This is a genomic window from Kitasatospora sp. NPDC058243, assembly GCF_042882025.1.
Classification (GTDB): domain Bacteria; phylum Actinomycetota; class Actinomycetes; order Streptomycetales; family Streptomycetaceae; genus Kitasatospora.
The window spans coordinates 3,221-28,845 of the sequence record NZ_JBHVWW010000047.1 but is presented as its reverse complement, the minus strand read 5'-3'; the positions used below and the strand labels follow the sequence as shown (position 1 = coordinate 28,845).

Sequence of the window (25,625 nt, the reverse complement as noted above, 5' to 3'; positions counted from 1 at the left end):
CCGGACGGCCCTGTCCGGCTTCTCCGGGGCGGGGCCCTGTCTGGAACGGTGTCATCGGCAGCGATGCGCGAGCCCCACTGCCCGTCGTGGGCAGTGGGGCTCGGACAAGGTGTGCGTCAGGCCTCGCCGAACTCGCCGGCCTGGACGGCGGCGATGAACGACGACCAGGCGTCGGCGGGGAAGACGAGGGCCGGGCCCTCGGGGTTCTTGGAGTCGCGGACGGGAGCGAGGTTGGGGAAGTCGGTGGCGACCTCCACGCAGTCACCACCATTGTTGGAATGCGAGGACTTGATCCAGGAAGCGCCGGACAGGTCTGCGCGGTCACTCATGACTGGAGTTCCTTTCGGGCCCGATTGTGAACTGTCAGGTGTAGTAGGGCTACCCCGGCGGTAAGACGGACAGGCGTTGGTGATCAGCGGTCAGCCCGCGTCGGCTTCCGCCCTCCACATGGTGCGGAGTTGCGCGTCGACGTCGCCGGCCTGGCGAACACCCGCCTGGTAGGCCGGTTCCCAGGCCGCCAGGTCGCCCGCGTCCGAGCCGAAGGCGCGCACCGAGGCCGGGTCGGGGCCGATGGTCACCACGGTGTCCGCCCCCACTGCCGCCAGCTGCTGGTTGAGTGGTTCCCGGGGGAACAGGTGGGCCATCGGCTCGACCACGACCAACGTGCGGGCTCCGGTGGCGAGATCGGCGTTGGGGCCCGCGCGCAGCGCACCGTCCATGTACCGCCGGCCGTCGATGGCGACGGGCGGTGCGGCTCCGGGGAAGGCGCTGCTCGCCGCCACCGCGTGGACCAGCGGTACGCCGCTGTCGCGGTCCCACACCACGGGCTCACCGGTGGTGGCGCAGACGGCGGTGATCAGCAGTCGTCGCTCCGGCCACGTGTCCGCACCGATCAGGGCGGCGCGCCCCGCGATCAGCGCTTCCTCGGCTTGGGGGTCGCCGCCGTCGAGCGCGAGGCGGCCGACGCGGCGCCTCGCCTCGCCGGGTTCCAGGCTGCGGTCGCCGAGTACGGCGAACACCGCGCCCATCCGCTCAGGGTCGGGCTTGACCCGGTGGGCGGCCTGGCGAGCCGAGGAAGCGAGCCGCCCCGGGTCCTGGCCGGTGGCGAGCAGCGCTCCGACGATCGAGCCGGCTGACGTGCCGACGATCAGGTCGGCCTCGCCCAGGTCCACGCCGTTGCGGCGCAACCCGTAGGCGAGTCCGGCTGTCCAGGCCGTGCCGACGTGACTTCCGGGGCCCAGGACGAGTGCTCGGTCGAAGGTGTGCATGTGGTCTCCCCTCGTTATTGAAACAGTCGTACCATATACTCGCTAATGTCGTCTCAACTCCGATGCGCCGAAGGGAGATCCACCGTGGGGCGACCCCCTGACCCCGCCCGTCGCGAACGCACGCTGGCTCGGGCGACCGACTACGTGCTGGCGCACGGCCTGGCCGGGCTGAGCCTGCGGCCACTGGCCGCAGCCCTCGACACCAGTCCACGGATGCTGCTCTACGACTTCGGCAGCAAGCAGGAGTTGGTCGCGGCGGTCCTCGCCGAGGCCCGTCGCCGAGGCGCGGTGCGTCTGGCCGGGCACCCCGCGCCGATGAAGGGCTCCGTGCAGGAGCGGCTGCGTGGCATCTGGGGGTGGATGAGCGCGGACGAACGTGCGCCGTTCGTCCGGCTGTTCTTCGAGGTGCACGCCGACGGCCTGGTCCACCCCGAGAACTACCCCGACCAGGCCGAGGCGATCACGGACTGGTTCGACACTCTCGGCGCCACCTTCCGGGACGTCTCCACCGGCCCTGACGACACCGTCACGCCCACGTTGGTGATGGCCGTTGTCCGGGGCCTGCTGTTCGATCTCACGACCACCGGCGACCGCCGGCGCACCGATCTCGCGCTGGACCGCTTCGCCGAACTCCTGGGGCGGTGAACACGCGACAGCGGTGAACGCGCGAGAGGCGTGACGGGCGAGAGGCGTGACGGGCGGGGCTGCGTGCGGTGATGGTGACGTCAGCGAGGCCGAGGAAGGCGCACGTGGCGGTCCTGCCCCGCGCCGTATCCGGCTGCCGCCATGGCGATACCGAGGACGGCCAGGACCGTGAGCGGAAGCGTCCAGCTGCCGGTGGCGTCGTGCAGGATGCCGAGGAGGAGCGGGCCGGCCGCCGCCACGAGGTAGCCGATGGACTGCGCCATGCCGGCCAGCGCGGCGGCTTCGCCGGAGCTGCCGGCGCGTTCGCTCTGGAAGGTCAGCGCGAGGACGAGGCACGCGCCGCCGCCCAGTCCGAGCAGGGTGCACGCCACGACGGACAGTGCGGGGGCGGACACCAGCACGGTGAAGCCGCCGGCCACGATGACCGAGGCGACGGCCGCAGTCCACCGCTGGTCGTGGCGGCCCCGGGTGAGCAGGGGCAGCAGGCCGCTGGTCGCCAGGGAGATCAGCTGGTAGTAGAAGAGCATCCATCCGGCGGTGGTGCTGCTCGTGCCCTGGTGGATCAGGATGCTGGGCAGCCACGCGACGGCGGTGTAGAAGGCCAGGGACTGCAGGCCCATGAACATGCTGACCTGCCAGGCCAGTCCCGACCGCCAGGGTGCCGGACTGCGGGTCGCGCCGGTGGAGGCCCGGGCCCCGTCGCCCCGCATCCGGGGCAGCCAGACGAGGAGCGCCGCGATGGTGAAGGCGATGCCCCAGGCGAGCGCGGTGTGCCAGGAACCCGGCAGGGAGTGGGAGAGCGGGGCGGAGATCCCGGAGGAGACGGCGGCCGTGACGCCCATGACGGTGACGTAGAGCGCGCTGATGCCCTGGATGCGGTGTGCGGGCACGCTGCGCCTGATCATGGCGGGCAGCAGCACATTGCCGAACGCGATGGCGGCGGAGAGGATCACCGTCCCGGCGAACAGGCAGCTCACGGAGGGCAGCGACCGGACCACCGTTCCGACGGCCAGCGCGCCGAGGGCCGCCACCAGCAGACGCGCGCTGCCGAACCGGTGGGAGGCCCGGGCCACCAGGGGCGACGTCGCGGCGAACGTCAGCAGGGGGAGGGTGCTCAGCAGCCCGCCCCAGCTCGCTGTCAGGCCGCTGCCCTGCTCGATCGCCGGCAGCAGCGTGCCGACGCCGGTGAGGCTGGTCCGCAGGTTGGCCGCCACGAGGCAGATCGCGAGGACGAGCCCGATCGACACGGCGGGCCGCGTGCTGTCGGTGGCCGCCGTCCCGGAGACGGAGTGCTGACGGGGCGTCGAGGACAGTTGTGGACTCATTGCTCCTCCGTCGCCGGTGATGCCTGGACCTCGTAGTCGTGGGTGATGCGTTTCATGGAGGCAGCCTATACAAACATCAGACATTTGAACATCGGATGTTTTTGGGCCTGAGTGGCCCCCGGTTCCGGCCGCCCGGCACGCCACCGGCGGGAACGGCCGTGGCCGTTCCCGCCGGCGGGTGCGGAGGCGGGTGCGGAGGAGGAGGGCGGACCGGCTACAGCAGGTGCTGCGCCCGGAGGTCCGCCACGTACTTGGTGATCAGGTCCCGCGACAGGTGCGGGATGTCGTTCTCCTCGTTGAGGGCGGCGGCCCGGACCGCCGCGCGGAACCGGTCCGCCGGCAGGGCGGATCCGGGCAGCGGCTCCGACGGCGTCGCGAAGGCGTGCAGCAGGGGGAGCAGCGAGTGCTGCCGCTGGCGGTCGGGCAGGGCGCGTATGGCGCTCTCGAAGCGGTCGAGCCACTCGTCGTAGTCGTGGATGCGCGTCAGGGGGTGTCCGGCCGCCACCAGCCAGTCGACGAAGGTGTCGAGGGAGATTCCGTCCTCGTGCGGGTTCACGATGTTGAAGGTCCGGTACCCCTCTCGGGTGTCGTCGCCCAGCGCGGCGACGGCCTGCGCGGTGAAGTCCACGGGCAGTGCGTCGTAGTGGCCGCCGCCGTCACCGGTGCCCCGGGTGTAGAAGCTGCCGGGGGCGATGCCGGTCGCCAGCAGGCTCAGCAGGAGGCGGGTGAACACGTCCGGGACGTTGAGCTGCCCCCGGTAGCGCGGGTGGGCGAGGATCAGGTTCGAGCGGAACACGGCGACCGGGAGGTCGAACGTGTCGTGCGCCTCGCGCAGCAGCACCTCGCCCGCCCACTTGCTGGCCGCGTAGCCGTTCGCGTAGCCGCTGCCGAGGTCGCGCGTCCCGCTGGCCGTGCGGATGTCCGCGTCCTCGTCGGCCGCGGCCGTGTCGTCGAAGACGACGGCGACCGTCGACAGGTAGGTGAACTGTTTGGCCCTGGAGGTGACCGCGAGCCTGATCAGTTCGGCCGTGCCCAGCACGTTGGGGCCGAACAGCTGGTCGTACGGCAGGACGTGGTTGACGAGTGCCGCCGGGTGGACGATCAGGTCCACGGTGTCGGCCAGCCGCTGCCAGGTCTCCCGGTCTAGCCCGAGGTCGCGCTCCCCGACGTCGCCGGCGACCACCTCCAAGTGGGCTGCGGCCAGGCCGTGGTAGCGCCGGAGGAGCTCCGGGTCGCCGCTGTCGAAGGCCGCGTCGAGCCGTGCCCGGGCCGACTCGTCGGTGGCGCCGCGGACCACGCAGACCAGTGTGCCGCCGCGCTGCGCGACGCGCTCCAGCCATTCGAGGCACAGGAAGCGGCCCAGGTAGCCGTTGGCGCCGGTCAGCAGGACGGTCCGCGCCTCGGGCAGTGGGCCGGTCGGCCTGCCGGTCCGCGCCTCGGTCCCCGTGTCGAGGAACGCGTCCAGTGTCAGGTCGCCCGCCACGAGCCGCGTCGCGCCCGGTCCGTGGACGCGGTCGGCGGTCGGGCGCCGGTCCCCGGAGGCGAGGGCGTTCTCGATGTGGTCGGCCACCCGCTGGAGCGTGTTGACCGGGTTGATGACGACGTCGACGGGGACGTCGACGCGGTAGACCTCCTTGAGCAGTTGGGAGAACGACAGCGCGGAGAGGCTGTCACCGCCGAGTTCGAGGAAGCGCGTCCCGGGGTGGACGTCGTCCTGCCGGTGTCCGAGCAGCGCGCGGGCGGCCTGGCACACGGTCTCCGGTACGGGCCGGGACGGGCCGGCCTGGCGCAGTGCCCGGAGTTCGTCGCTCTCGCGCTCGGTCAGCTCGGCGTACAGCGCTTCGAGGCGCTCGCCGTAGCGCTTCGCCAGCGCGGGGCGCAGCAGCTTGCGCACGCCGGAGAGCAACCCGTTCTGCTGGCTGAACGGCTCGGTCTCGATGAGGAAGTCCCGTGGGATCTCGTACGAGTTGAGGCCCGCCCCGGTGGCGAGGCGGTGCAGGGACTCGCGCAGGAGCGACCTGAGGCGCGGGCCGTCCCCGGCGGCGAGGTCGAGCGCCTCCGGGGTGGGCACGATGACCGCGAGCAGGTAGGCGCGGGCGCTGTTGCCGTACACGAAGACCTGCCGGACGAGCGGACTGTCGGCGAAGAGGGCCTCCAGCCGGGAGGTGGCCACGAACTCGCCCTGCGACAGTTTGAGGACGTTGGAACGGCGGTCGACGTACACGAACTCGTCGGGGCCGGTGAGGGCCACGATGTCGCCCGTGCGGTAGAAGCCGTCCTCGTCGAAGACCTGGGCGGTGGCGTCCGGCCGCTGGAAGTAGCCGGGAACGAGGCGTTCCGACTTGACCAGCAGTTCGCCCCTGGGGTGCGGGGAATCGGTGCGGAAGTACCCCAGCTCGGGCACGTCCGCCAGCCGGTGGTCGGTCACCGGAGGGCGCAGCACCCGGCCGTCGAGCGAGACCAGCCCGGCTTCCGTCGACCCGTAGCCGTTGAACACCCTGATCTGCAGGCAGCTTTCGAGGAACGCCGACAGCTCCGCGCTCATCGGGGCCGAACCGTAGGTGGCCCACAGGAGGCGGCCACCCAGGGTCTTCTCCCGCAGCTCCTCCTTCGCTCGCTCCGCCTGCCCGGCGGTGTCGCTCCCCGCCTCGCTCCGGTAGCGCTCGAAGAGCATGTCGCAGATGCGGGGCACCAGGATGAACTCGGTGGGCCGGACCAGGGAGAGGTCCACGAAGAGGGTCGACAGGTCGCTCGACGCCACGAAGTGGGCGGTGCCCCCCTTGGCGAGCGTGCCGAACAGCACGCCCCGTCCCATCATGTGGCTCAGGGGCAGGTAGTTGAGGACGATGGACGGCTGCGTCCCCTGGCCGGGCACGAAGTCGATCCAGAAGTGCTTGACGAGACGCTCGGTGTACACGGCGCCCTTGGGGGTGCCGGTGCTCCCCGAGGTGTAGATCAGCGCGCTGAGCGCGTCGGCCGTCGAGCCCTCGGGGACCCGGGGGAGCGGTGGCAGGCTCCTGCCCCGCTCGACGATCGACGCCAGCGCGTCCAGGGTGACACCGCGGCCCTGCGCCGCGAGCCGTCCGCGGGCGGCGTCCAGCACCTCCTGGTGGTCGGTGACCTCCGGGCGGTGGCCGAGCACGACGATCCTGCCCAGTGACGGGGCGTCCGCCGCGACCTGGAGCGCGACGTCCAGGTGTGCCACGTCCACCGCCAGCAGACGCGGTCCGGTCTGCGCGACGACGGGGGCCAGGTGTTCCGCCGAGGCGCCGGCCTGGAGGGGGACGCTCACCGCGCCGGAGCGGACGCAGGCCAGGTCCAGCACGGCGTACTCGGGGCTGGTGGAGCCGAGGAGGGCGACGAAGTCGCCCGGGCCCACGGCGTGGTCGGGGTGGTGGCGCCACTCGGAGGCCACCGCGCCGACGCGTTCCCACAGTTCGCCGTAGGTGACGGTGTCGAACCGGTCCAGGAGGCGCAGGGTGGTGCGGCCGGTGTCCGGGTCGGTCACCGGCTCGGTGGCGCGCTCGCCCAGGGCGGGGCGGTCCGCGTACCCCTCCATCACCGTGGCCACGAGGTCGGCGAGCGGTAGGCCCGGCCGCCGGATCGCCTCGCTGACGGTGTCCAGGGGTGCGGCGGCGCGGAACTGCGGATCCGTCGCGTACAGGTGGGCGGTGCGCCGGGCGGTGCGTGCGTCGAGGTCGTCGGCCGGGGGCGGTAAGACGGGCATCGGTGTTCTCCTCTACGGCCTCGAAGGCCTGGGCAAGGGGCGGGCGGTCTTCATTCTTCGGTGGAGGCCGGTTCGGTGGAAGTGAGTGGTGCCTGGACCCCGTGGTCGTGGGTGAGCCGGACGATCGCCGCCGCCGCGGTGCGGGCGCCGCTCTCGTCCTGGGCCTCGATCGCGTCGACGAGTCGCCGGTGCAGGTCGGCGTGCTCCTCGGCGGCGGTGGCGTCCCAGGGCAGGCCTCCCAGGGCGGAGGTGAGGGCCGTGCCGAGGTAGTCGTAGACCTCGATCAGGAGGTCGTTCCCACTCGCCCGGACGACGGCCCGGTGGAACAGCGCGTCGACACTCATGGCCGCGGACCTGTCCTCGCCGGCGCAGGCCGCGTCGGCGTCGGCCAGCAGCTCCCTCAGCTGGTGCAGCTGGTCCTCGCTGCGCCGCAGGGCGGCGGCCCCCGAGGCGTACTCCTCGAGGACGGTGCGCAGTTCGAGGACGTTGTCCCGCCGGGCGGAACTCGCCCGCCGCACCATGACCGACTGGAGCTCACTCGACGCGCGGACGTAGGTGCCGTCTCCGGCCCGGGGTTCCAGCAGGCCGAGGTGCACGAGCGCGCCGATCGCCTCGCGCAGCGTGCTGCGTCCGACCCCGAGCTCCTCGACGAGGACCTGCTCCGGCGGGATCCGCGTCCCCACCGGCCAGCCGCCCGCCTCGATGTGCGAGCGGAGGCTGTCCACGAGCTGCGCGGACAGGCTCGCCGTTCTGCGCGGTGTGCTGATGCGTGTCATGGAGGCAGCCTATACAAACATCAGACATTTGAACATCGCATGCCCCTGGGCCTGGGTCGCCCCGGCTCCGGCCGCCCGGCCCGCGATACGCCACCGGCGGGAACGGCCGTGGCCGTTCCCGCCGGTGGCAGGGGTGTCGGGCGTGCTTACGCGTCGACCTTCTCCGGCTTCTCCGGCTTCTCCGGCTGCTCCGGAGCGGGTACCTCGACCGCAGTGGCCGGGGTGGTCGCGCTGGTCGTGCTGTCCAGGCCCCGCAGCAGCCGCCAGGCCATCGCGGCCGCGCCGATCAGCAGGACGGCGGCCAGCAGGCCGGCGCTGTTCATGCCGTGCGTGAAGGACTCCCGGGCGCTCGCCAGCAGCGGCTCCGCGACGCCCTGCGGCAGTGCGTGCGCCGTCTCGACCGCCGCGCCCAGCGACTCGCCGGCCCGCGCCGCGGCCGCCGGGTCCGTCCCGGCCGGGACGACGAGCCCGCCGGCGTAGATCGAACCGACCACCGAGCCGACCAGCGCGATGCCGAGCGCGGTGCCCAGCTCGTACGCGGTCTCCGAGACCGCCGAGGCGGCGCCGGCCTTGTCGGCGGGCGAGGCGCTCAGCACCAGGTCGGCGCCGAGCGTGTAGACCACGCCCTCGGCCGTTCCGACCAGCAGGAAGGAGGCGGCCAGCAGCAGGTAGGTGGTGTCCTGCTGGAGCCAGCCGAGCACGCCCACGCCGAGGCCCATGGCCAGCAGGCAGCCGGTCAGCGCCGCCCGGGCGCCGGTGCGGCGCACCAGCCGGGCCGTCAGCAGGCCGCCGACGACGGCGCCGACGAAGGCCGGCAGCTCGGCCAGGCCGGCCCGCAGCGGTTCGTAGCCGCGGACCAGCTGGAGGTACTGCGAGGTCACGAAGACCACCCCGGACAGGCCGATCAGGGCGATCAGCGAGGCCAGCACGGCGGCGGTGAACCGCCGGTCGCGGAACAGCCGCACGTCCAGCAGCGGGGTCTCCAGCCGCAGCTGGCGGCGGACGAAGACGGTCAGCGCGGTGACGCCCAGCACGAAGGCGACCGGGACGTCCCAGCGCGCCACGCCGTGCGCGGCGGCCTCCTTGATCGCGTAGACCGTGCCGATCACCCCGGCCATCGACAGGGCGACGCTCAGCACGTCCCAGCGGCCCGGCTTCGGGTCCTTGGACTCCGGCAGCAGCCAGGCGCCGAGCACCAGCAGCAGGAGCAGGATCGGGATGTTCATCAGGAACACCGAACCCCACCAGAAGTGCTCCAGCAGCACCCCGCCGACCACCGGCCCGAGCGCGGCGCCGGCGGTGGCGGCCGCGCCCCAGATGCCGATCGCGGTGGCCCGCTCCCGGTCGTCCGGGAAGAGGCCGCGGATCAGCGACAGGGTCGAGGGCATGATCGTCGCGCCGGCGACGCCGAGCAGCGCGCGGGCCAGGATCAGCCAGCCGGCGCTGGGTGCGTAGGCGGCGAGCAGCGAGGCCGCGCCGAAGGCGGCCGAGCCGATCAGCAGCAGCTTCTTGCGGCCGATCCGGTCGCTGAGCGAGCCCATGCTGACCAGCAGGCCGGCCAGGACGAAGGAGTAGGAGTCGCCGATCCAGAGCAGCTGGGTGCCGCTGGGCTCCAGCGTCTCGCTGATGGAGGGGATGGCGAGGGAGAGGACGGTCGCGTCGAGGGCGACCACGGTGACGGCCAGGACGAGGACGGCGAGGCCGGTCCAGCGCTGGCGGGGGCTGGCAAGGACGGTACTGCTCATGGGGTATCGGTTTCCGGTGTGCGGGCCGAAGGTGCTGTGGGCGGGGGAGTGGCGGCGTCGGGCCGGCGCAGCGCGCCGCCGAGGAACAGCTCGGCGAGTGAGAAGGCGGCGTCGCGCGGGGCGAGGCGGCCGTCCTGGATGGCCCAGCCGACGCCGGCCACCAGGTCGAAGAAGGCCTCGCTGAGCCAGGCGGCGCTCAGCTCGATGCGGAACGTGCCCTGCTGTTGGCCGCGCAGGAAGAGCGCGTGCAGTCGAACGATCTGGAGCTCCCAGAGGTCGTTGATGCTGTCGTCGTCGTAGAGCTGGTTCTCGCCGGCCAGGAAGGCGCAGAGCGTGGCGTCCGGGACGGCGGCGTCGACCAGGCGGCGCAGCGCGGCCTCGGCGTCGCCGTCCTCGACGGCGGCGGTGTCCAGGGCGGCGGCGAACCGGCGCAGGCCGAGCAGGCCGACCTCGCGGATCAGGGCCTCGCGCCCGGGGAAGAGCCGGTGCAGGGTGGCGCGGCTGATCCCGGCGGCGCGCGCGATCTCGTCCAGGTGGGCGGTCGGGCGGCGGGAGAGCACGCCGACAGCGGCTTCCAGGACGGTGTCGCGATCGGTGGCCATGAATCGAGTGTAGGCCACATGAGACATGGATGTCTCAAAATTATGGCTGTCGTCTCGGATGAGGCGTTGACCGCCACGGTCGGGGCGGCAAAAAACCGGGGACGGCGGGTGCCGTCCCCGGTCGGGGTGCCGCTGTCGTGCGGCTGGTTCAGCTCGGTCGGTTCAGTTCGGTCGGTTCGGCCCGGTCGGGCCGTGCGCCGCCCGGATCAGCTCTGGTTGTAGAACCCGGTCTCGTCGAGCGGGCGGTCGATCACCATGACCTCGACGTCGGCCGGGGTGAGCAGGAACACCCGGCGGGCGATCCGCTCGATGCCGCCCTGGGTGCCGAAGATCAGCCCGGAGGCGAAGTCCACCATCCGCTTGGCCTCGGCTTCGTTCATCTCGGTGAGGTCCATGACCACCGGGATGCTCGCCCGGATGTGCTCGCCCACCGTGCGGGCCGCCTCGAAACCGGTCGGCCGCAGGGAGACGATCTTCGCGGGCGCGGGGACGGCCGGCATCGTCTCCTGATCGACCCACTCGTCCTCGTACACCGCGGCCGGGTAGTTCCCGGAGGGCATCAGCCACCCGTTGTGGTGCTCGTCGCGAAGTGCTCCCATGCCGCGCCTCCCTGCCTCGTCCCGTCCTGGTCCCCCGGGGTCGCGTGTCCTTTTTGACACGTCATCCACTCGTCGGAACTGTCCGAGTATCGCACTGTTCACCGGTCCCGTGCCCGCTCGCGGCCCCCGTACGAGTCGCGCCGCGACGGAAACCCGGGCGAACCCGGGCAACATCAGCGACGCGGCGGTGAGCCGTACGGTTGCGCGCGTAGACCATATCGGTCGCGGTCACCGCGCAATTGACCATCTGTCAACAATGAGGAAACGATTTCACTCGCCGGTGGTGCCGTCCACCAGTTCGCGCAGAAGATCGGCGTGGCCGTTGTGCCGCGCGTACTCCTCGACCATGTGCACCAGGATCCAGCGCAGCGTCACCTCCTCGCCGCGGCGCAGCCGCTTGCCGACGGTGTCCAGCGACAGGCCGGCGCTCGCGCGGCGGGCGGCCTCGACCTCGGCGCGCCAGGTGGCGAAGTCGGCCGCGACGTCGGCGGTGTCGACGTTGTTGAAGTCGCCGTCCTCGTCGGCCGCGGTCCAGTAGTGGTTCTCGGTGTACTCGTCGCCGCGCAGGATGGCCTGGAACCAGTACTGCTCCACCTCGGCCATGTGCCGGACGAGGCCGAGCAGCGAGAGGGCGGACGGCGGGGCGGAGCGCAGCCGCAGCTGGTCGTCGGTCAGGCCCTCGCACTTGAGCGCGAGGGTGCTGCGGTGGTAGTCGAGCCAGGCGGTGAGCATGGCGGTCTCGTCGGCCGCCATCGGCGGGTCGACCCGCGGGGAGAGTTCGGTCATGCGGGCCATCCTGGTGCCCACCGACCGGCGGGCGCGAGCGAATTGTCGAGCGCCCCCCGAGTGCCTCGGAATCTCGGCCGGTCAGGGGGGTGTGGCGGTCAGGCGCTCAGATGCTCAGGCGGCCGGTGCGCGGCGGCGGGCGGCCACGGCCCGCCACAGTCCGACCACGCTGCCCAGCACGAGCAGCGCGATCACCCCGGCCGACACCAGGAAGGCCGCCGAGCCCGGCTCGCCCGCGCTGGCCGCCGCCGTCACGTACACCGCCGTGGTCGGCACCACGCCGATCGCGGTGGCGAACAGGAAGGGCGCGAAGCGGACCCCGGAGAAGGCCGCGCCGTAGTTGGCCGCCTGGAACGGCATGCCCGGCAGCAGCCGCAGCACCAGCACGCTGCGGAAGCCCTGCTCGGTGAAGCGCCGGTCCAGCGTGCCGAGCACCCGCCCGCGCAGGTACGGCCGCAGCGCCTCGCGCCCGAGGCCCCGGCCGAGCCCGAAGGCCATGGCCGCGCCCAGCGTGGTGCCGAGCACCGACAGCAGCACGCCCTGCTGGATGCCCAGCAGCAGCCCGGCGGCGGCGTTCAGTGCTGGCCGGGGGACGAAGGCGAGCGTGCCGACCGCGTACACGGTGGCGAACAGCGGCGCGAACCAGTACCCGGGCATCCGGTCGGCGAGGCCGCCGTTCAGCAGCGCCGTCGGGCTCCACAGCAGCAGCGATCCGGCCGCGGCGCCGAGCAGCACCACCAGCAGCGCGAACCGCCACCACGGCGAACGCGGCGCGGGGCCGGACGGCGGCTGCTCGACGGCGGGCGGGGTTGTTGCGGGCGCAGGCGGCGCGGGTGCGGGCACCGGCCGAGCCTAACCGGTGCCCGGTTGCGGGCGTCGAGGGCGGTCGCGGTCAGCTGTACGGGGGCTTCTCCGGGTTGTAGTGCCAGAACTGGTTGTCGCCGCTGTGGAACTCCCACTGGATCACCGGGGTGCCGTCGGTCAGGGCGCCGCCCGAGACGTCCAGGACGAGGCCGCTGTAGCCGTTCACGATCCGGCGGGGCGTGCCGGGGTGGCTGGCCGGGGGGTCGCTCCAGCTCTGGTTGGCGCCGCCGTCGCAGGTCCACTGGTCGGCCTGGGTGCCCCAGGTGGTGCTGAAGGCCGGGATGTCCAGGCACTTGCCGCTGTTCAGGTTCACCCAGCCGCGGGCGCTCTGGGTCCACTGCTGGTTGGCGCCGCCGGTACAGGTCCAGATCCGGACCGGGGCGCCGTCGTCGGTGCGCCAGTCGGCGACCTCCAGGCACAGGTCGTCCGGGCCCGCGTACATGCCGGTGCGGATCTCGGCGGGCCCGAAGTCGGCGGCGACCGCGGGGGTGATCGTGGGGGTGGCCGCGGGGGCCGGCGGGGCGGTGAGCGCCACCGCGGCGGTGGCGAGGGCGGCCGTGGCGGCGGCGAGCCGCGCACGACGGGACGGGCGAGGCAGACGGGACGGGCGGGACATCAGGGCGTCCTCCGGGGGGTCGCGGATGCGGAGCGGTCGGCGAGGAATCCCAGCAGACGTCGCCAGGAGTCCTGGGCCGCGTCCGAGTATTCGACGGCGGAGAGCTCGAAGAAGTTGTGCGGCGCGCCCGGGTAGGTGACGAACTCGTGCGGGTTGCCGGCGGCGGTCAGGGCCGCGTCGAAGGCGTCGACGGCGGTGGGCGGGATGTGCTCGTCCGCGCCGCCCCAGAAGGCGAGGATCGGCGCGCTGAGGCCGGCCGCGAGCTGAGTGGGCCCCGGGGAGCCGTTGATCGCGTCGGGGTATCCGTAGAAGCCGACCGCGCCGGCCAGCCCGAACCGGGGCGCGGCGGCGCGGAAGGCCTGCCGGCCGCCGAAGCAGAAGCCGAGCGCGACCACCTCGGCCGGCCCGCTCGCGCGCAGCCGGGCGAGGCCGGCGGCCAGGTCGGCGTCCAGGCCTTCGGGGGTGAGGGCGAGCAGGTGGCGGAGCAGGCCGGGCAGGTCGCCGAATTCCTCCGGGCGGCTTTCCGGATCGGCTCCGGCGGTGCGGCCGTAATAGTCGACGACGAGCGCGGGGTGGCCCTGTTCGGCGAGCCGGGCGGCGGTCTGCCGGTAGAAGCCGGAAAGGCCCTTGTTGTCCGGCAGGACGAGGACGCCGACCCCGGTAACCACCTCGGGGCGGGCCAGGAAGGCGGCGAACTCGGTGCCGTCCGCCGAGGTCAGGGTGAGCGCCGCCGCCTCGGCCAGGGGCCAGAGCGCGGGGGTGACGGCGGGCGGGGCGGCGTCGGGGTCGTAGCACACGGGGTCCACCTCACGGATCGCGAAACCGCCGGGCGCGGAATGCGCCCGGCGGTCGGCGATATTAGCGAGGAATTCCCCGGAATTTCCTAGATCATATCGCAGAGAGATCTTTTTTCGAAGTGCTTTCCGGTGACGTTGCGGTCACATTCTCGGCGCCGGATCCGGGGGAATTCCGTTCGGCCCGGCGCAGCGCCCCGGCGCTCAGCAGCAGCGCGAAGGCGAGCGCGGTGACCAGGCCGAAGGAGACGGTGAGCGAGGTCGCCTGGGCGAGGGCGCCGATGATCGCGGGCGCGACCAGGCCGGAGGTGTAGGTGACGGTGGCGACGCCCGCGATGGCCTGGCTGGGGTTGCTGCCGATCCGCCCGGCCGCCGCGAAGGCCAGCGGGACGGTGACCGCGATGCCGATGCCGATCAGGGCGAAGCCCGGGATGGCGAGCGCCGGGCTGTCGGCGGCCACCACCAGCAGGCCGCCGACGGTGGCGACGGCGCCGCCGAGACGGGTGGTGCGCACGGCGCCGAGCCGGCGGACCACCGCGTCGCCGCAGAGGCGGCTGACGGCCATGGTGAGGGAGAAGGCGGTGTAGGAGGCGGCCGCGACGGTGGCCGAGGCGCCGGTGACGTCCCGCAGGTAGACGCCGCTCCAGTCCATCGAGGCGCCTTCGGCGAAGACGGCGCAGAAGCCGACCAGTCCGATCACCAGCGAGCTGCGCGGCGGCAGTGCGAACCGCGGCGGCTCCTCCGCCCCCTCCGGCGCCCGCAGGTCGGGCAGGTTGCGGCAGACGGGCTGCGCGAGGGCGAGCAGCACGAGCGCGGTGACGGCCAGCTGGAGCCGGGCGTCGAGGTCGAGGTGGGCGGCCAGGATGCCGAAGCCGGAGGCCAGCAGCCCGCCGGCGCTCCACATCCCGTGCAGTCCGGACATGATCGAGCGGCCGAGCCGCTGTTCGATCTCCACGCCCTGCGCGTTCATCGCGACGTCCGCCATCCCGGCCGAGGCGCCGTACGCGAGCAGCGCCACGCACAGCACCGGCAGTGAGGGGGCGAGCGCGGGCAGGGCGAGGGCCAGGCACCAGAGCGAGATCAGTCCGCGGACGGCCGCCCGCCCGCCGTAGCGGTGGACGAACCGGCCGGCCAGCGGCATCGCGAGGGAGGAGCCGATGGCGGGCATCACCAGGGCCAGGCCGAGCTGGCCGGGGGAGAGGTCGAGGCGGTCCTGGATCCACGGGATGCGGGTGACGAAGCTGCCGCTGACGGCGCCGTGCACGCCGAAGACCAGGGCGATGCCCGCCCTGGCCCGGCGTGGGGAGGCCAGAGGTTCCAATGGCTGTGCGGTGGTGCTCATCCGGCGTTCCCTCCCGGGTCGCGCAGGCGGGGCGGCGCGACGGTGCCCTGTGTGGGTGGTTGACGTGCTGGTGGGTGGTCTGACGTGCCCGGCGGTGGTTCTGACGTGCCTGAGGGTGGTCTACGTGCAGGCCGTTCGGTCCGCGCGGCGGCGACGGCCGTCCGGCGGATGGTCCGATAAAATTATCAGGAAGGGACCCTGATAGAAACACTCTGGAAGGATGAGCCGCCATGACCACCGCGCGCACGGCCACGCCGAGCACCGCCCGGGCGATCAACGACCGGCTGGCCCTCAACCTGCTCCTCGAACAGGGCCCCCTGACCGCGACGGAGCTGCGCGACCTCACCGGCCTCTCCCGGCCGACCGTCGCCGACCTGCTCGACCGCCTCCAGCGCACCGGCCTGGTCGCCGTCGTCGGCGAGCGGGGCGAGCAGCGGCGCGGCCCCAACGCCCGGCTCTACGCGCTGGTCGCCTCCCGCGCCCACCTCGCCGCCTTCGACGTGCGCTCCGGCGGCGTCAGCCTGGTCGTCGCCGACCTCGCCGGGCGCACCCTCGCCAGCGCCGAGGTCCCGGTGCACGGCGACGGGACGCCCGACACCGCCCAGCACCTGGTGCGCACCCTGCTGGACACCGCGCGCGGCGTCGGCGTCGAACGGCTGCACACCGTCGCCGTCGGCGCCCCCGGGCTGGTCGACCCCGCCACCGGGCGCCTCAACAGCACCGGGAAGCTCCCCGCCTGGCACGCCGAACTGCTCGCCGAACTGCGCGGGCTGCCCGGCACCGAGGTGATCCTGGAGAACGAGGTCAACCTGGCCGGCCGGGCCGAGTACCGGATCGGCGCCGCCCGCGACCGCGACACCTTCGTGCTGCTCTGGCTCGGCCACGGCGTCGGCGCCGCCGTCGTCCTGGACGGCCGGCTGCGCCGGGGCTTCTCCGGCGGCACCGGCGAGATCGGCTTCCTGCCCGTCCCCGGCACCGGCGGCCTGCCCAGCGCCACCGGCTGCGACGGCGGCTTCCACAGCCTGGCCGGCAGCGCCGCCGTCTGCGAGCTCGCCCGCGCCCACGGACTGCCCGCCGGCGCCGCCGGGGACGCCCCCGCCGCCGAGGCGGCCGTCCGCGCCGCGCTGGACGCCCTCGGCCCGGACGGGCCCGGCGGGCCGTTCCTGGACGAGCTGGCCGCGCGGATCGCGGTCGGCGCCGCCAGCATCTGCGTCGTCCTCGACCCGGGCTGCGTGGTGCTCGGCGGCGAGCTCGGCCGGGCCGGCGGCGCCGAACTGGCCGGCCGGGTCGAACGGCGGCTGGCCGAGCTGTCGCCGCTGCGCACCGAGGTCCGGCCCGGCACGGCGGGCGGCGGCGCGGTACTGGCCGGGGCCGTCCTCACCGCCGGGGACGCGGTGCGCCGCGACCTCTTCGGCGAGCCCTGACCCGCCTCGCTTGGCGGCCCCGGCCGCCGGTACGGCAGGATGACGGCGACGGCCCGCCGCGCGTGCGGCGTCCCCGTTCCCGTCCCACGTTCCCCGGGCCAGCCCCGGGGCAGTTCCCGAGTCAGTGTCAGGAGTCGTACATGGGCCAGTCCGAGGCGCCGGTCAACCCGTACCGCATCGGTGAAGCCGCGGCGCTGCTCGGGGTCAGTGCCGACACCATGCGGCGCTGGGTGGACGCGGGGCGGGTCGCGGCCGAGCGGGACGAGCACGGCCACCGGATCATCCCCGGCGTCGACCTCGCCGCCTTCGCCCGTGAGCTGGCCCGCCCGGAGAACGCCGAGGCCGAGGGCCGTCCGTCCTCGGCCCGCAACCGCTTCCCCGGGATCGTCACCCACGTGGTGCTCGGCGACGTGGCGGCCCAGGTGGAGGTCCAGGCGGGGCCCTTCCGGGTGGTGTCGCTGATCAGCCGGGAGTCGGCGGAGGAGCTGAACCTCGTGCCCGGCGCCCCCGCCACCGCGGTCATCAAGTCCACCAATGTGATGATCGAGCGGCGTTAGCCGCGCGCCGCGCGCCGACGGCGCGTCGAGCCCCGTCCGTACCGGTTCCGAACGAGAGGCCCGCCCGGGATGTCCCACCCGCATCTGCCGACCACCCAGAGCGCCGTCCGCGCGGTCGGGGAACCGACCGCCGACCGCCGCCGGGTGCTCGCCGTCGCCCACCGCGGCGACCCGTACCGCCACCGCGAGAACACCCTGCCCTCCGTCGAGTCCGCGCTCGCCGCCGGCGCCGACGCCGTCGAGGTGGACGTCCAGCTCACCCGCGACCGGGTGCCCGTCCTGCTGCACGACCGCACCCTGGAACGCCTCTGGGGCGACCCGCGGTCGATCGGCCGGGTCACCACCGCGCAGCTCGACGAACTGCGCCGGGGGCCGCTCGCCGTCCCGACCCTCGCCGAGACGGTCAAGGTCGTCGCGGCCGCCGGAGGCCCCCGGCTGCTCATCGACCTCGACGATCCCGGCCCCGTCGCCGCCACCTGGTCCGTCGTCACCGGCCTCGGCGCCGAAGGGCTGGTCTCCTTCTGCGGCCCCGCCACCGCCATGCTCGCCGTCCGCGCGCTGGCGCCCGGCGCCGAGATCGCCCTCACCTGGAAGGAGCCCCGGCTGCCCGTCCGCGCCCTGCTCGACGACCTGCGCCCGCGCTACCTCAACCCGCCGTTCGGCCTGGTCACCCCCGAGTTCACCGCCGCCGCCGCGGACGCCGGGCTCGCCGTCTCCACCTGGACCGCCGACCTGCGCCGCACCATGCGCCGGCTGCGCGACACCGGGGTCGCCTCCATCACCAGCAACCGGATCGGCGTGCTGCGCGCCGTCCTGGACGGCCGCCGGTGAGCCTGCCGCCTGCTGGACGGGGTCGGCCGCTCCGGGTGGACGGGCGTTCCGGGGCGAACTGAGGTCCGGCGCTCGAACGCGTCCGCCAGGGCGCTTCGTCCGATGAGGTGAGCTCCACCGGCTGCTCTGTACGCGACGGACGGGGGCGGATTGAATCGGCTCCACCCTTGATCGGCCGGACGGCGGCGTGCCGTTGTCGCCGGGGAGCCGGCCGGAAGCGGGCACGCTGACGGATCGTCCGTCGAGACGGGGTGATTCGGACTCGTCGACGAGCCAGGCGGAGGTGGCCGTGCCCGAGGAGCATCCGGCTGGGGAGGGTCCGGCGGTGGAGCCCCGGTTCGTGGTCGGGGCCGCGCCGGACCCCCGCAGGCCGTACCTGATGCTGCCGCCGGTGGTCCGGCAGGCGGCCGCCTGGGCCGCGGCGGTGATCCTGCTGCTCGCGCTCGCCTCACTGCTGGTCCTCGCGCTGGTCGAGCTGCGGGCCGCGACCGTGCCGGTGGTGCTGGCGCTGCTGGGGGCCTCGCTGCTCTACCCGGCGGTGCCGTGGATGGTCCGGCGGGGCGTGAACCGGGGGCTGGCCGCCGGGCTCACCTGCGTGCTGCTGGTCGCCGCCGTCAGCGGGGTGATCGCGCTGCTGGTCAACGCGCTGGTGCACAGCGCCCCGCAGATCGCCGAGTCCCTCCAGCAGGCGGGCAACCAGCTCGCCGCGTGGCTCGGCCCGACCGGGGAGAAGATCCGGCACGCGCTGGACAACGCCAAGGGGGAGACCAACTCGCTGGTCTCGACCGTCACCAACGGCGTGCTGTCCGGGCTGGGCCTGGCCACCCAGCTGATCGCCGGCGGCGTGCTGGCGCTCGCCCTGGTGTTCTTCTTCCTCCGGGACGGCCACCGCACCGGCGACACGATCCGCTCCTACCTGCCCGAGCGCAGCGCCGAGACCGTGATCGCCTGTGCCGAGCGGGCCTTCGACGCGATGGCCGGCTTCATGCGCGGCACCTCGCTGATCGCGCTGATCGACGCCACCTTCATCACCATCGGCCTGGTGGCGCTCGGCGTGCCCGGTGCGCCGGGGCTGGGCGCGCTGGTGTTCATGGGCGCCTACATCCCGTTCGTCGGGGCCTTCCTGTCCGGGGCGGTGTCCGTGCTGGTCGCGCTCGCCGACGGCGGGATCGGGACGGCGCTGTGGGCGCTCGGCGTGGTGATGGCGGTCCAGCTGTTCGAGGGCAACGTGCTCCAACCCCTCATCCAGAGCCGGACGGTGGAGCTGCACCCGGCCACCATCATGGTCGCCGTGGTGGCCGGCTCCGGGATCGCCGGCATCCTCGGGGCCCTGCTCGCCGTCCCGGTGTGCGCCGCCGGCGTGGGCATCGTCTCCGTCCTGCGCGGTGTCCCCGCTCCGCGGGCCGCCCGCCGCGCGGGGAACGGGGAGTAACCCGGTTGCCGGGGGCGGGGCGGGCGTGCGAGCATCACTAATGCGATAAAAGTCGCGATAGTGAGGGTGGGGGTTCGCATGACACGGATCGCGGAGCTGATCGAGGTCGCCGAGGAGGGGGCCGGACCGTACGGGGTCGCCGTGGGGCCGGACGGGGGCGTGTGGTTCACGCTGGTGCACGCCGGGGAGATCGGACGGCTGGCGGCGGACGGCACGGTCGAGCGCTACGGCCTCGGGGCGCCGGAGTGCGGGCCCGCGGTGCTCGCCGTCGGCCCGGACGGCGCGCTCTGGTTCACCCGGATGCGCGACCACCGGATCGGACGGATCGACACCGACGGGAAGGCGCGCTCCTTCGCCGTCCCGACGGCGGGCGCCGGGCCGTACGGGATCGCGGCGGGGCCCGACGGGGCGCTCTGGTTCACCGAGCTGAACGCCGACCGGATCGGGCGGATCACCGTCGAGGGCGAGGTGACGGAGTACCCGCTGCCGCGGGCCGGGGCCTTCCCGTCGTTCATCACGGCCGGCCCGGACGGCGCGCTCTGGTGCACGCTCAACCAGGCGGACGCCGTCGCCCGGATCACCGTCGGGGGCGAGGTGGCCGTCCACCCGCTGCCCACCGGGGGCACCGCCCCCGTCGGGATCACCGCCGGGACGGACGGCGCGCTCTGGTACGTCGGCATCGGCGGCGGGCTGGTCGGCCGGATCACGGTGGACGGCGAGGTCACCGAGTACCCGCTGGCCGACCGGGCGGCCCGGCCGCACGCGATCACCTGCGGCCCGGACGGTCGGCTCTGGTTCACCGAGTGGGGCGCCGGCCGGATCGGGGTGCTCGGCCCGGACGGGCAGCTCGACGGCCACCGGCTGCCCGGACCGGCCGCCGAGCCGCACGGCATCGCCGTCGGCCCGGACGGCGCGGTGTACGCGGCGCTGGAGCGCGGATCGATCGCGCGGTTGGCACCGCGTCAGGGCTGACGGCGCAGCAGCTCCTCCAGGTCGGCCAGCAGGTCGAGGGCGGCGGCGCGGTCGGGCACCGCCGCCGGGGCCGGGGAGCGCTCGGCGATGACCCGCAGGGCGGCGGCGGCCTGGCGGGCGAACAGGGCGAGCAGGTCCAGCTCGGGCAGGCTGGACCGGGCCTGCGGGGCCGGGTCCAGCACCTCCAGGACGCCCAGCACCCTGCTGCCGTGCGTCAGCGGCGCCGCCATCAGCGCGTTCGGAACGTACGCGGTGGACTCGGCGAAGGCCCGGTCGAAGGTGCGGCTCGCGCCCAGGTCGTCGACCACCATCGGCTCGCCCGAGGCGGCGACCCAGCCCGCGATGCCGCTGCCCGCCGGGAAGCGGCGGCCCACCAGGGACTCCTCGCCGCGCCCCGAGACGGCCTGGAACACCAGCTCCCCGGCCGCCTCGTCGAGCAGGCAGACCGAACCGGCCTCGGCGCCGAAGATCGCTCGGGCCACGTCCACCACGGACTGCAGCAGCTCGCGGGCCAGCGGGTCGACGGCGGGATCAGTGCTGAGGGTCATCGGGCGCCTCCGTGATGGGGGTGGACGGGGTGGGCCCGGTCGTCGAACTCCCGCCTGGGGGACGGTGAGGACCGGCTCCGGTGCCGACCTGGACGTTGGCTGCGGTGAGGTAGAGCGCGCTCTTCAGCTGGAAGGTCGTCAGCCTCGGGTGGCCGGACAGGATGCGGGCGCACAGCCCGGCGACGTACGGGGTGGCGAAGCTGTTGCCGGTGGTGCGGATGGTGGAGCCGCCGAGCCAGGGGACCCGGACGTTCTGGCCGGGGGCGAAGAACTCGACCGGCGGCGCCGGATTGTACAGGTGCAGGGCCGGGTCGTCCTCCTGGTGGCTGCCGACCGAGATGACCGAGGAGAACCGCCAGGGGTAGCTCTCCACCGGGGTGTTGTGGGCGGAGGCGACGATCGCGGTGCGGGCGAAGAAGGCGTCGTCGGCGATCGCGTGCAGCTCCTCCAGGAAGCGGGTCCGGGTGGTGGAGAGGCTGAGGTTGACGACGTCGAAGCCCTGCTCGACGGCCCAGCGCAGCCCGGTGATCAGCATGTCGCCGGTGCCGGTGAAGCGTTCGCCGAGCACCCGGACGCTGTACAGCTCGCAGTCCGGGGCGGTGCGGCGGATGATGCCCGCGCAGGCGGTGCCGTGGCCGCAGGTGTCGCCGGTGCGGTCGGGGCGGACCACCAGCTCCCGGGTCGTCGGGTCCTTGACCACCACCCAGGAGCCGTTCAGCGGGCCGACCAACGGGTGGTCCGGCTCGATGCCGGAGTCCACGACGCACACCCGCACACCCTTGCCGGTGCCCCCGCCGTCGGGACCGGTGGTGTCGGGGCCGGTGGTGTCGTGGGCGGCGCTGCCGTGCGCGGTGGTGTCGGCGAGCACCGGCAGGTCCGCGGCGGCCCGGCCGCGCAGGCTCCAGGTGAGGCCGGCCGGGCCGCTCACCGGGCGCCGCCGAGCCGCTCGGCCCGGCGCACGCCCGGCAGGTGGCCCTTGGCGGCGAACCGGTCCCGGGCGGTGGCGGCCGCCACGGCGGCCTCGGCGCGCCGGTCGAGCAGCAGCAGCGCGTGGGCGCGGTCCAGCGCGGTGAGCGCCTGGAGCAGCAGCGACTCGGTGGCCTCGGCGGCCTGCGCGGCGGCCGCGGTCAGCTCCAGCGCCGGGTCGGCCTCACCCCGGGAGGCGGCGAGCCGGCCGCGCAGCGCGTCCAGCTCGATCGCCAGCACCGGCGGCAGCGCGGACGTGGCGTCGACGCCGTCCAGGTGGCGGGCGGCCGGGCCCGGGCGGTCGGTGTCCAGCAGGGCGCGGGCGGTGGTGAGGGCGAGCCGGGGCAGCGGGGCGGCGTTGCCCAGCCGGCGGGCGACCTCGGCGGCGTCGGCGAGCAGGTCCAGCGCCTGCCCGGTCTGGCCGGTGGCCGCCGCGGCCTGGGCGGTCAGGGCCGGCAGCGAGACCATCGCGTCGGCCAGCGACAGCTCGCCCGCCAGGCCGTTGGCCTCGGCCAGCAGCAGTTCGGCCTCGCCGGGCCGGTCGCGCAGGGCGAGCAGGACGGCCAGCGGGCCGTTGAGCGCGACCCGCACCGTCCGGTGGCCGGCGCCGTGCCCGGCCAGCAGGGCCCGCAGCCGGAAGACGGCGTTCGGGACGGGCTCGGGGCCCGCCAGCAGGGAGGCGGCCAGCGCGGCCAGTACGGCGGCCCGGTCCAGCTCGGCGTCGGTGCGGGCGGCGTGGTCGAGGGCGTCGTCCAGCAGCCGCTCCGCCTCGGTGTGCCGGCCCGCCAGCAGGTGTTCCTCGGCCAGGCGCAGCCCGGCCCGGGCCTGGCCCAGGTCGTCCCGCAGGTCGATGAAGAGCGGGAGGACGGCGCGGGCGGTGGCGGCGGGCTGCTCCGGGCCGGGCGGCAGGCCGCGCGCGGCCAGCGCGAGCCGGGCGTGCGCGGCGTCCAGCGGGTCGGCGGCCGAGTCGCGGACCTGCGCCAGGACGGGCAGGGCCTCGTCGGCCCGGCCGAGCGCCAGCCGGGCCTCGCCGAGGCGGCGCAGCGTCGGGCCGGCGGTGCGCTCGTTCGGGTAGTGCAGCCGGACGGCGCGCTCCAGCAGGTCGGTGGCGGCGGGCAGGTCGGCGTGGGCGAGGGCGTGGGCGCCGGCCACGCCGAGGGCGGCCGCCGCGCGGGTGCGCAGGGCGTCCGTCCGGGCGTCCAGCAGGCCGAGTTCGAGCCGGTAGCGGTGGGCGCGCTCCAGGTGGCCGCCGACGGCGGCGTCCCCGGCGGCGCGGACGGCCGGCAGGTCGGCGGCGCGTTCGTGGCGCTCGGCGCGGGCCCGCTTGGACATCGACTGGTAGACCGACTCCTGGACCAGGCCGCTGCTGAACCGGAAGCTGGTGCCGGCCGGTTCGACCAGGCGGCGCTCGGCCAGCCGGGCCAGCGCGGCGTGCAGCCGCGGCGGGGTGTCGTCGCCCGCGGGCAGGCCGGGGAGGCCGTCGAACGGACCGGTGAAGACGTCGTCCTCCGGGTCGGCGAAGGCGTCCTGGTCGGCGCCGCCGCGGGCGAGCTGGGCGAGTTCGGCGGCGGTGAAGGCGCGACCGAGCACGGCGGCCAGGTCCAGGGTGGTGCGCTCGTCGCGCTCCAGGTCGTCGATCCGCGCGCTGAGCAGCGCCCGGCCGGTGGGCGGGAGTTCGTCGGCGAGGGCGGGGCCGTCCGCCTCGGTGAGGGCGGCCAGCAGCTCCTCCAGGTGCAGCGGGTTGCCCTCGGCCCGCTCCAGCAGCCGGGTCGGCACCGCGTCCTGGTGGGCGCTCAGCTCCGTCAACTGGGCGGCCAGCAGCGCCGATTCGTCCCAGGACAGGCCGCCGACCGGCAGCGCCGGCAGCTCCGGGCGGGAGGCCGGCAGCTCCGGCCGGGCCAGGCACAGCAGCAGCACCGGGGCCTGGCCGAGGGCGGCGACCAGCCGCTCGGCGGCGTCCAGCAGCACCGGGCCGGCCCACTGGCAGTCGTCCAGGACCAGCACGGCCGGGCGCTCGACGGTCCGCCCGCGCAGGACCGCGGCCAGCCGGTCCAGGGACTGTTCGGCGCCCACCCCGGGCGCGGTGGCCTGCGCCAGCCGGTCCAGCGCCTCGGCGGGCGCAGGCGTCCCCGGGCCGCCGAGCAGGGCCCCGACGGCCTCCGCGAGCGGGGTCAGGACGCCCTGCTCGCCGTAGCTGCGGCAGCGGCCGGTGCCGCAGCGCGCGGTGTGCCGGCCCGTCCGCTCCTGCCACTCGCGCACCAGCCGGGTCTTGCCGATCCCGGCCTCGCCGACGACCAGCAGCAGTTCGGCGCCCTGGCCGCCGGACACCCGGGCCAGCGCGGCGTCCAGTTGGGCGAGTTCACGCTCCCGCCCGACCAGCGGGACGTCGAAGCGGCGCAGCAGCTCGGGGTCGTCCTCGTCCAGCCCGACCAGGCGGTACGCGGTGACCGGCTCGGTCTTGCCCTTGAGCCGCAGCGGGCCGACCTCGTGCACCTGGGCGGCCGGCCCCGCCGCGCGCAGGGTCTGCGGGCCGATCAGCACCTGGCCGGGGGCGGCCTGGGTCTGCAGCCGGGCGGCGATGTTCACGGTCTCGCCGGAGATCAGGGCCTGGCGCGCCGAGGCGTCCGAACCCGCCACCACCTGGCCGGTGTTGACACCGATCCGGACGTCCAGGCGCACCCCGAGGGTGGCGTCCAGCTCGGTGTTGAGGTCCTCCAGGTCCTCCAGCATGGCGAGCGCGGCGGCCAGCGCCCGGTGGGCGTCGTCCTCGCGGATCACCGGGACGCCGAACACCGCCATCACCGCGTCCCCGATGAACTTCTCCAAGGTGCCGCCGTGCGCCTCGATCTGACGGTGCATCCGTTCGAAGTAGCGCAGGATCACCTCGCGCAGCGTCTCCGGGTCGAGCGCGCCGGACAGGGCGGTGGAGTCGACCAGGTCGCAGAAGACCACCGTCACCAGCTTGCGCTCCTCGGCGGCCAGGTCGAGGGCGGCGGCCCGGGGGGTGCCGCAGGCGGGGCAGAACTGGTCGTTCGTGCTGGCGAGTTGGGCGCAGAGCGGGCAGGGCATGGTGGCAGTCCTTCGCTAGTCCTTCGCGGTGCGGGGAGTGCATCGGGGAGTACATGAGGTTGGGTGGTGCACGGGGTCGGGGGTGCGCACGGAGCCGGGGTGGGCGTGGTCGGAGCCGGGCGTGCGGGCGTGCCGGGCCAGGCTCCCCGGCCCGGCTTCGGGCCCGGTTCGCGGCCGCCTTGCCGGCGGTATGGCCGCAGCCCGGAGCGGGTGCGCGGGCCCGGCGGACGGGTGCGGCAGGCCGGACGGCGCCGCCGTCGGCGCCCCGACCTGCGGCCATACCGGTGCCGTACCGGTTCCCAGGCCGTGCGCAGCCCCGCCTGCCTACCGTCTTCACCACGGCGGGCCACCACCCGTCGAACCCCCACCGATCAACCCAGTGAAGGGAGTTCAGCCATGGCCGAGAACATCGACCCGATCGTCGGCGAGGACAGCGAGGAGACCCCGGAGGTCGAGGCGCACGCCGCCAACGTCCTGGACCTCCAGGCGATGAAGGTCCTCCAGGAGGCCTCCGACGGCAGCTGCTTCAGCCTGATCAGCTACGTCAGCTCCGCCGAGACCTCCGCCTGACCAGCGGCAGGTCAGCGGTGTCCGGCGCGGGGGCGGGCGCACCACCGCCCCCGGCCGCCGGGCAGTGATTGGCTTCCGGGGCGGTCCCGCCGGGGTGGGGACGCCCCAGCCCAAGCCCCCCCCCCCCCCCCCCAGGAAACAACGGAGCTGTTTCTTCTCCAACCCTC

Annotated in this window: 23 protein-coding genes; 7 read left to right on the top strand and 16 right to left on the bottom strand. The window is 74.4% G+C overall.

Annotation, left to right across the window (positions count from 1 at the left end):
• Nucleotides 1-116 precede the first annotated feature (116 nt).
• Both ACFVX9_RS26690 and ACFVX9_RS26685 read right to left on the bottom strand, forming a co-directional pair.
• The gene (locus tag ACFVX9_RS26690) at nt 117-329 is read right to left on the bottom strand and encodes a DUF397 domain-containing protein (protein ID WP_380372043.1); all 213 of its coding nucleotides are present in this window, start codon (nt 327-329) and stop codon (nt 117-119) included.
• A gap of 90 nt (nt 330-419) precedes the next feature.
• Nucleotides 420-1,268 (bottom strand): patatin-like phospholipase family protein, encoded by an 849-nt coding sequence (locus tag ACFVX9_RS26685; RefSeq protein WP_380372046.1) that lies wholly within the window; start codon nt 1,266-1,268, stop codon nt 420-422.
• Nucleotides 1,269-1,352: 84 nt separating this feature from the next.
• On the opposite strand from ACFVX9_RS26685, the gene ACFVX9_RS26680 reads away from it, so the two are divergent.
• Nucleotides 1,353-1,913, top strand: a complete 561-nt coding sequence (locus ACFVX9_RS26680; RefSeq protein ID WP_063346201.1) for a TetR/AcrR family transcriptional regulator — start codon at nt 1,353-1,355, stop codon at nt 1,911-1,913.
• A gap of 80 nt (nt 1,914-1,993) precedes the next feature.
• Here ACFVX9_RS26680 and ACFVX9_RS26675 read toward each other — a convergent pair whose 3' ends face one another.
• From ACFVX9_RS26675 to ACFVX9_RS26625, 11 genes are all read right to left on the bottom strand, one after another.
• Nucleotides 1,994-3,238 (bottom strand): CynX/NimT family MFS transporter, encoded by a 1,245-nt coding sequence (locus tag ACFVX9_RS26675; protein WP_387983809.1) that lies wholly within the window; start codon nt 3,236-3,238, stop codon nt 1,994-1,996.
• A 214-nt stretch (nt 3,239-3,452) separates the two neighbouring features.
• Nucleotides 3,453-6,965, bottom strand: a complete 3,513-nt coding sequence (gene car, locus ACFVX9_RS26670) for a carboxylic acid reductase (RefSeq protein WP_387983806.1) — start codon at nt 6,963-6,965, stop codon at nt 3,453-3,455.
• Between the two features lie 50 nt (nt 6,966-7,015).
• Nucleotides 7,016-7,741 carry a FadR/GntR family transcriptional regulator gene (locus ACFVX9_RS26665; RefSeq protein WP_380423960.1) on the bottom strand — a complete coding sequence of 242 codons (726 nt, stop codon included), beginning with the start codon at nt 7,739-7,741 and terminating at the stop codon, nt 7,016-7,018.
• 146 nt (nt 7,742-7,887) lie between these two features.
• On the bottom strand, nt 7,888-9,486 hold the full coding sequence (locus tag ACFVX9_RS26660) for an MFS transporter (RefSeq protein WP_387983803.1): 1,599 nt from the start codon (nt 9,484-9,486) through the stop codon (nt 7,888-7,890).
• The gene (locus ACFVX9_RS26655) at nt 9,483-10,088 is read right to left on the bottom strand and encodes a TetR/AcrR family transcriptional regulator (RefSeq protein ID WP_380372057.1); all 606 of its coding nucleotides are present in this window, start codon (nt 10,086-10,088) and stop codon (nt 9,483-9,485) included. The genes ACFVX9_RS26660 and ACFVX9_RS26655 overlap by 4 nt, the downstream gene beginning before the upstream one ends.
• A 206-nt stretch (nt 10,089-10,294) precedes the next feature.
• A complete protein-coding gene (locus ACFVX9_RS26650; RefSeq protein WP_063346197.1) occupies nt 10,295-10,687 on the bottom strand; it encodes a cell division protein SepF in 393 nt (130 codons plus the stop codon).
• 270 nt (nt 10,688-10,957) lie between these two features.
• The gene (locus tag ACFVX9_RS26645; protein WP_063346196.1) at nt 10,958-11,473 is read right to left on the bottom strand and encodes a DinB family protein; all 516 of its coding nucleotides are present in this window, start codon (nt 11,471-11,473) and stop codon (nt 10,958-10,960) included.
• Nucleotides 11,474-11,587: 114 nt separating this feature from the next.
• Nucleotides 11,588-12,316 carry a TVP38/TMEM64 family protein gene (locus tag ACFVX9_RS26640; RefSeq protein ID WP_079135361.1) on the bottom strand — a complete coding sequence of 243 codons (729 nt, stop codon included), beginning with the start codon at nt 12,314-12,316 and terminating at the stop codon, nt 11,588-11,590.
• A 49-nt stretch (nt 12,317-12,365) separates the two neighbouring features.
• Nucleotides 12,366-12,953: an RICIN domain-containing protein gene (locus ACFVX9_RS26635; RefSeq protein ID WP_387983799.1), complete on the bottom strand. Its 588-nt coding sequence runs from the start codon at nt 12,951-12,953 to the stop codon at nt 12,366-12,368.
• A complete protein-coding gene (locus ACFVX9_RS26630) occupies nt 12,953-13,750 on the bottom strand; it encodes a dienelactone hydrolase family protein (protein WP_387983797.1) in 798 nt (265 codons plus the stop codon). Before ACFVX9_RS26630 ends, ACFVX9_RS26635 begins: the two co-directional genes overlap by 1 nt.
• A gap of 91 nt (nt 13,751-13,841) precedes the next feature.
• A complete protein-coding gene (locus ACFVX9_RS26625; RefSeq protein ID WP_380486815.1) occupies nt 13,842-15,089 on the bottom strand; it encodes an MFS transporter in 1,248 nt (415 codons plus the stop codon).
• A gap of 230 nt (nt 15,090-15,319) precedes the next feature.
• On the opposite strand from ACFVX9_RS26625, the gene ACFVX9_RS26620 reads away from it, so the two are divergent.
• The 5 genes from ACFVX9_RS26620 to ACFVX9_RS26600 all read left to right on the top strand — a co-directional run bounded on the left by ACFVX9_RS26620 (nt 15,320) and on the right by ACFVX9_RS26600 (nt 20,305).
• Nucleotides 15,320-16,513, top strand: a complete 1,194-nt coding sequence (locus ACFVX9_RS26620; protein ID WP_063346192.1) for an ROK family transcriptional regulator — start codon at nt 15,320-15,322, stop codon at nt 16,511-16,513.
• 140 nt (nt 16,514-16,653) lie between these two features.
• On the top strand, nt 16,654-17,070 hold the full coding sequence (locus tag ACFVX9_RS26615) for a molybdopterin-binding protein (protein WP_208869038.1): 417 nt from the start codon (nt 16,654-16,656) through the stop codon (nt 17,068-17,070).
• Between the two features lie 69 nt (nt 17,071-17,139).
• Complete coding sequence (locus tag ACFVX9_RS26610; protein WP_387983794.1) at nt 17,140-17,901, top strand: glycerophosphodiester phosphodiesterase; 762 nt, start codon at nt 17,140-17,142, stop codon at nt 17,899-17,901.
• Nucleotides 17,902-18,226: 325 nt separating this feature from the next.
• Nucleotides 18,227-19,333, top strand: a complete 1,107-nt coding sequence (locus ACFVX9_RS26605; RefSeq protein ID WP_387983791.1) for an AI-2E family transporter — start codon at nt 18,227-18,229, stop codon at nt 19,331-19,333.
• Between the two features lie 78 nt (nt 19,334-19,411).
• The gene (locus tag ACFVX9_RS26600) at nt 19,412-20,305 is read left to right on the top strand and encodes a virginiamycin B lyase (protein ID WP_387983788.1); all 894 of its coding nucleotides are present in this window, start codon (nt 19,412-19,414) and stop codon (nt 20,303-20,305) included.
• Here the strand turns inward: ACFVX9_RS26600 and ACFVX9_RS26595 are convergent.
• Genes ACFVX9_RS26595 through ACFVX9_RS26585 form a run of 3 tightly spaced genes read right to left on the bottom strand, consistent with a single transcriptional unit; the run spans nt 20,296 to nt 24,888 of the window.
• Entirely contained in the window at nt 20,296-20,853 is a 558-nt protein-coding gene (locus ACFVX9_RS26595; protein WP_063346190.1) for a GAF domain-containing protein, read from the bottom strand. The genes ACFVX9_RS26600 and ACFVX9_RS26595 overlap by 10 nt on opposite strands.
• Nucleotides 20,837-21,781: a S8 family serine peptidase gene (locus ACFVX9_RS26590; protein WP_387983785.1), complete on the bottom strand. Its 945-nt coding sequence runs from the start codon at nt 21,779-21,781 to the stop codon at nt 20,837-20,839. Before ACFVX9_RS26590 ends, ACFVX9_RS26595 begins: the two co-directional genes overlap by 17 nt.
• Complete coding sequence (locus tag ACFVX9_RS26585; RefSeq protein ID WP_387983782.1) at nt 21,778-24,888, bottom strand: adenylate/guanylate cyclase domain-containing protein; 3,111 nt, start codon at nt 24,886-24,888, stop codon at nt 21,778-21,780. The genes ACFVX9_RS26590 and ACFVX9_RS26585 overlap by 4 nt, the downstream gene beginning before the upstream one ends.
• Nucleotides 24,889-25,284: 396 nt before the next feature.
• Between ACFVX9_RS26585 and ACFVX9_RS26580 the strand changes: the two genes are divergently transcribed.
• Nucleotides 25,285-25,458: a hypothetical protein gene (locus ACFVX9_RS26580; protein ID WP_159398320.1), complete on the top strand. Its 174-nt coding sequence runs from the start codon at nt 25,285-25,287 to the stop codon at nt 25,456-25,458.
• Nucleotides 25,459-25,625: the final 167 nt, after the last annotated feature.

Bases quoted from the DNA above. Each gene is read 5' to 3' on its own strand.
- ACFVX9_RS26655 (WP_380372057.1), bottom strand. From the start codon at position 10,088: ATGGCCACCGATCGCGACACCGTCCTGGAAGCCGCTGTCGGCGTGCTC.
- ACFVX9_RS26595 (WP_063346190.1), bottom strand. From the start codon at position 20,853: ATGACCCTCAGCACTGATCCCGCCGTCGACCCGCTGGCCCGCGAGCTG.
- ACFVX9_RS26665 (WP_380423960.1), bottom strand. From the start codon at position 7,741: ATGACACGCATCAGCACACCGCGCAGAACGGCGAGCCTGTCCGCGCAG.
- ACFVX9_RS26625 (WP_380486815.1), bottom strand. From the start codon at position 15,089: ATGAGCACCACCGCACAGCCATTGGAACCTCTGGCCTCCCCACGCCGG.
- ACFVX9_RS26580 (WP_159398320.1), top strand. From the start codon at position 25,285: ATGGCCGAGAACATCGACCCGATCGTCGGCGAGGACAGCGAGGAGACC.
- car (WP_387983806.1), bottom strand. From the start codon at position 6,965: ATGCCCGTCTTACCGCCCCCGGCCGACGACCTCGACGCACGCACCGCC.
- ACFVX9_RS26650 (WP_063346197.1), bottom strand. From the start codon at position 10,687: ATGGGAGCACTTCGCGACGAGCACCACAACGGGTGGCTGATGCCCTCC.
- ACFVX9_RS26610 (WP_387983794.1), top strand. From the start codon at position 17,140: ATGTCCCACCCGCATCTGCCGACCACCCAGAGCGCCGTCCGCGCGGTC.
- ACFVX9_RS26645 (WP_063346196.1), bottom strand. From the start codon at position 11,473: ATGACCGAACTCTCCCCGCGGGTCGACCCGCCGATGGCGGCCGACGAG.
- ACFVX9_RS26585 (WP_387983782.1), bottom strand. From the start codon at position 24,888: ATGCCCTGCCCGCTCTGCGCCCAACTCGCCAGCACGAACGACCAGTTC.
- ACFVX9_RS26620 (WP_063346192.1), top strand. From the start codon at position 15,320: ATGACCACCGCGCGCACGGCCACGCCGAGCACCGCCCGGGCGATCAAC.
- ACFVX9_RS26600 (WP_387983788.1), top strand. From the start codon at position 19,412: ATGACACGGATCGCGGAGCTGATCGAGGTCGCCGAGGAGGGGGCCGGA.
- ACFVX9_RS26615 (WP_208869038.1), top strand. From the start codon at position 16,654: ATGGGCCAGTCCGAGGCGCCGGTCAACCCGTACCGCATCGGTGAAGCC.
- ACFVX9_RS26660 (WP_387983803.1), bottom strand. From the start codon at position 9,486: ATGAGCAGTACCGTCCTTGCCAGCCCCCGCCAGCGCTGGACCGGCCTC.
- ACFVX9_RS26635 (WP_387983799.1), bottom strand. From the start codon at position 12,953: ATGTCCCGCCCGTCCCGTCTGCCTCGCCCGTCCCGTCGTGCGCGGCTC.
- ACFVX9_RS26675 (WP_387983809.1), bottom strand. From the start codon at position 3,238: ATGAGTCCACAACTGTCCTCGACGCCCCGTCAGCACTCCGTCTCCGGG.
- ACFVX9_RS26685 (WP_380372046.1), bottom strand. From the start codon at position 1,268: ATGCACACCTTCGACCGAGCACTCGTCCTGGGCCCCGGAAGTCACGTC.
- ACFVX9_RS26690 (WP_380372043.1), bottom strand. From the start codon at position 329: ATGAGTGACCGCGCAGACCTGTCCGGCGCTTCCTGGATCAAGTCCTCG.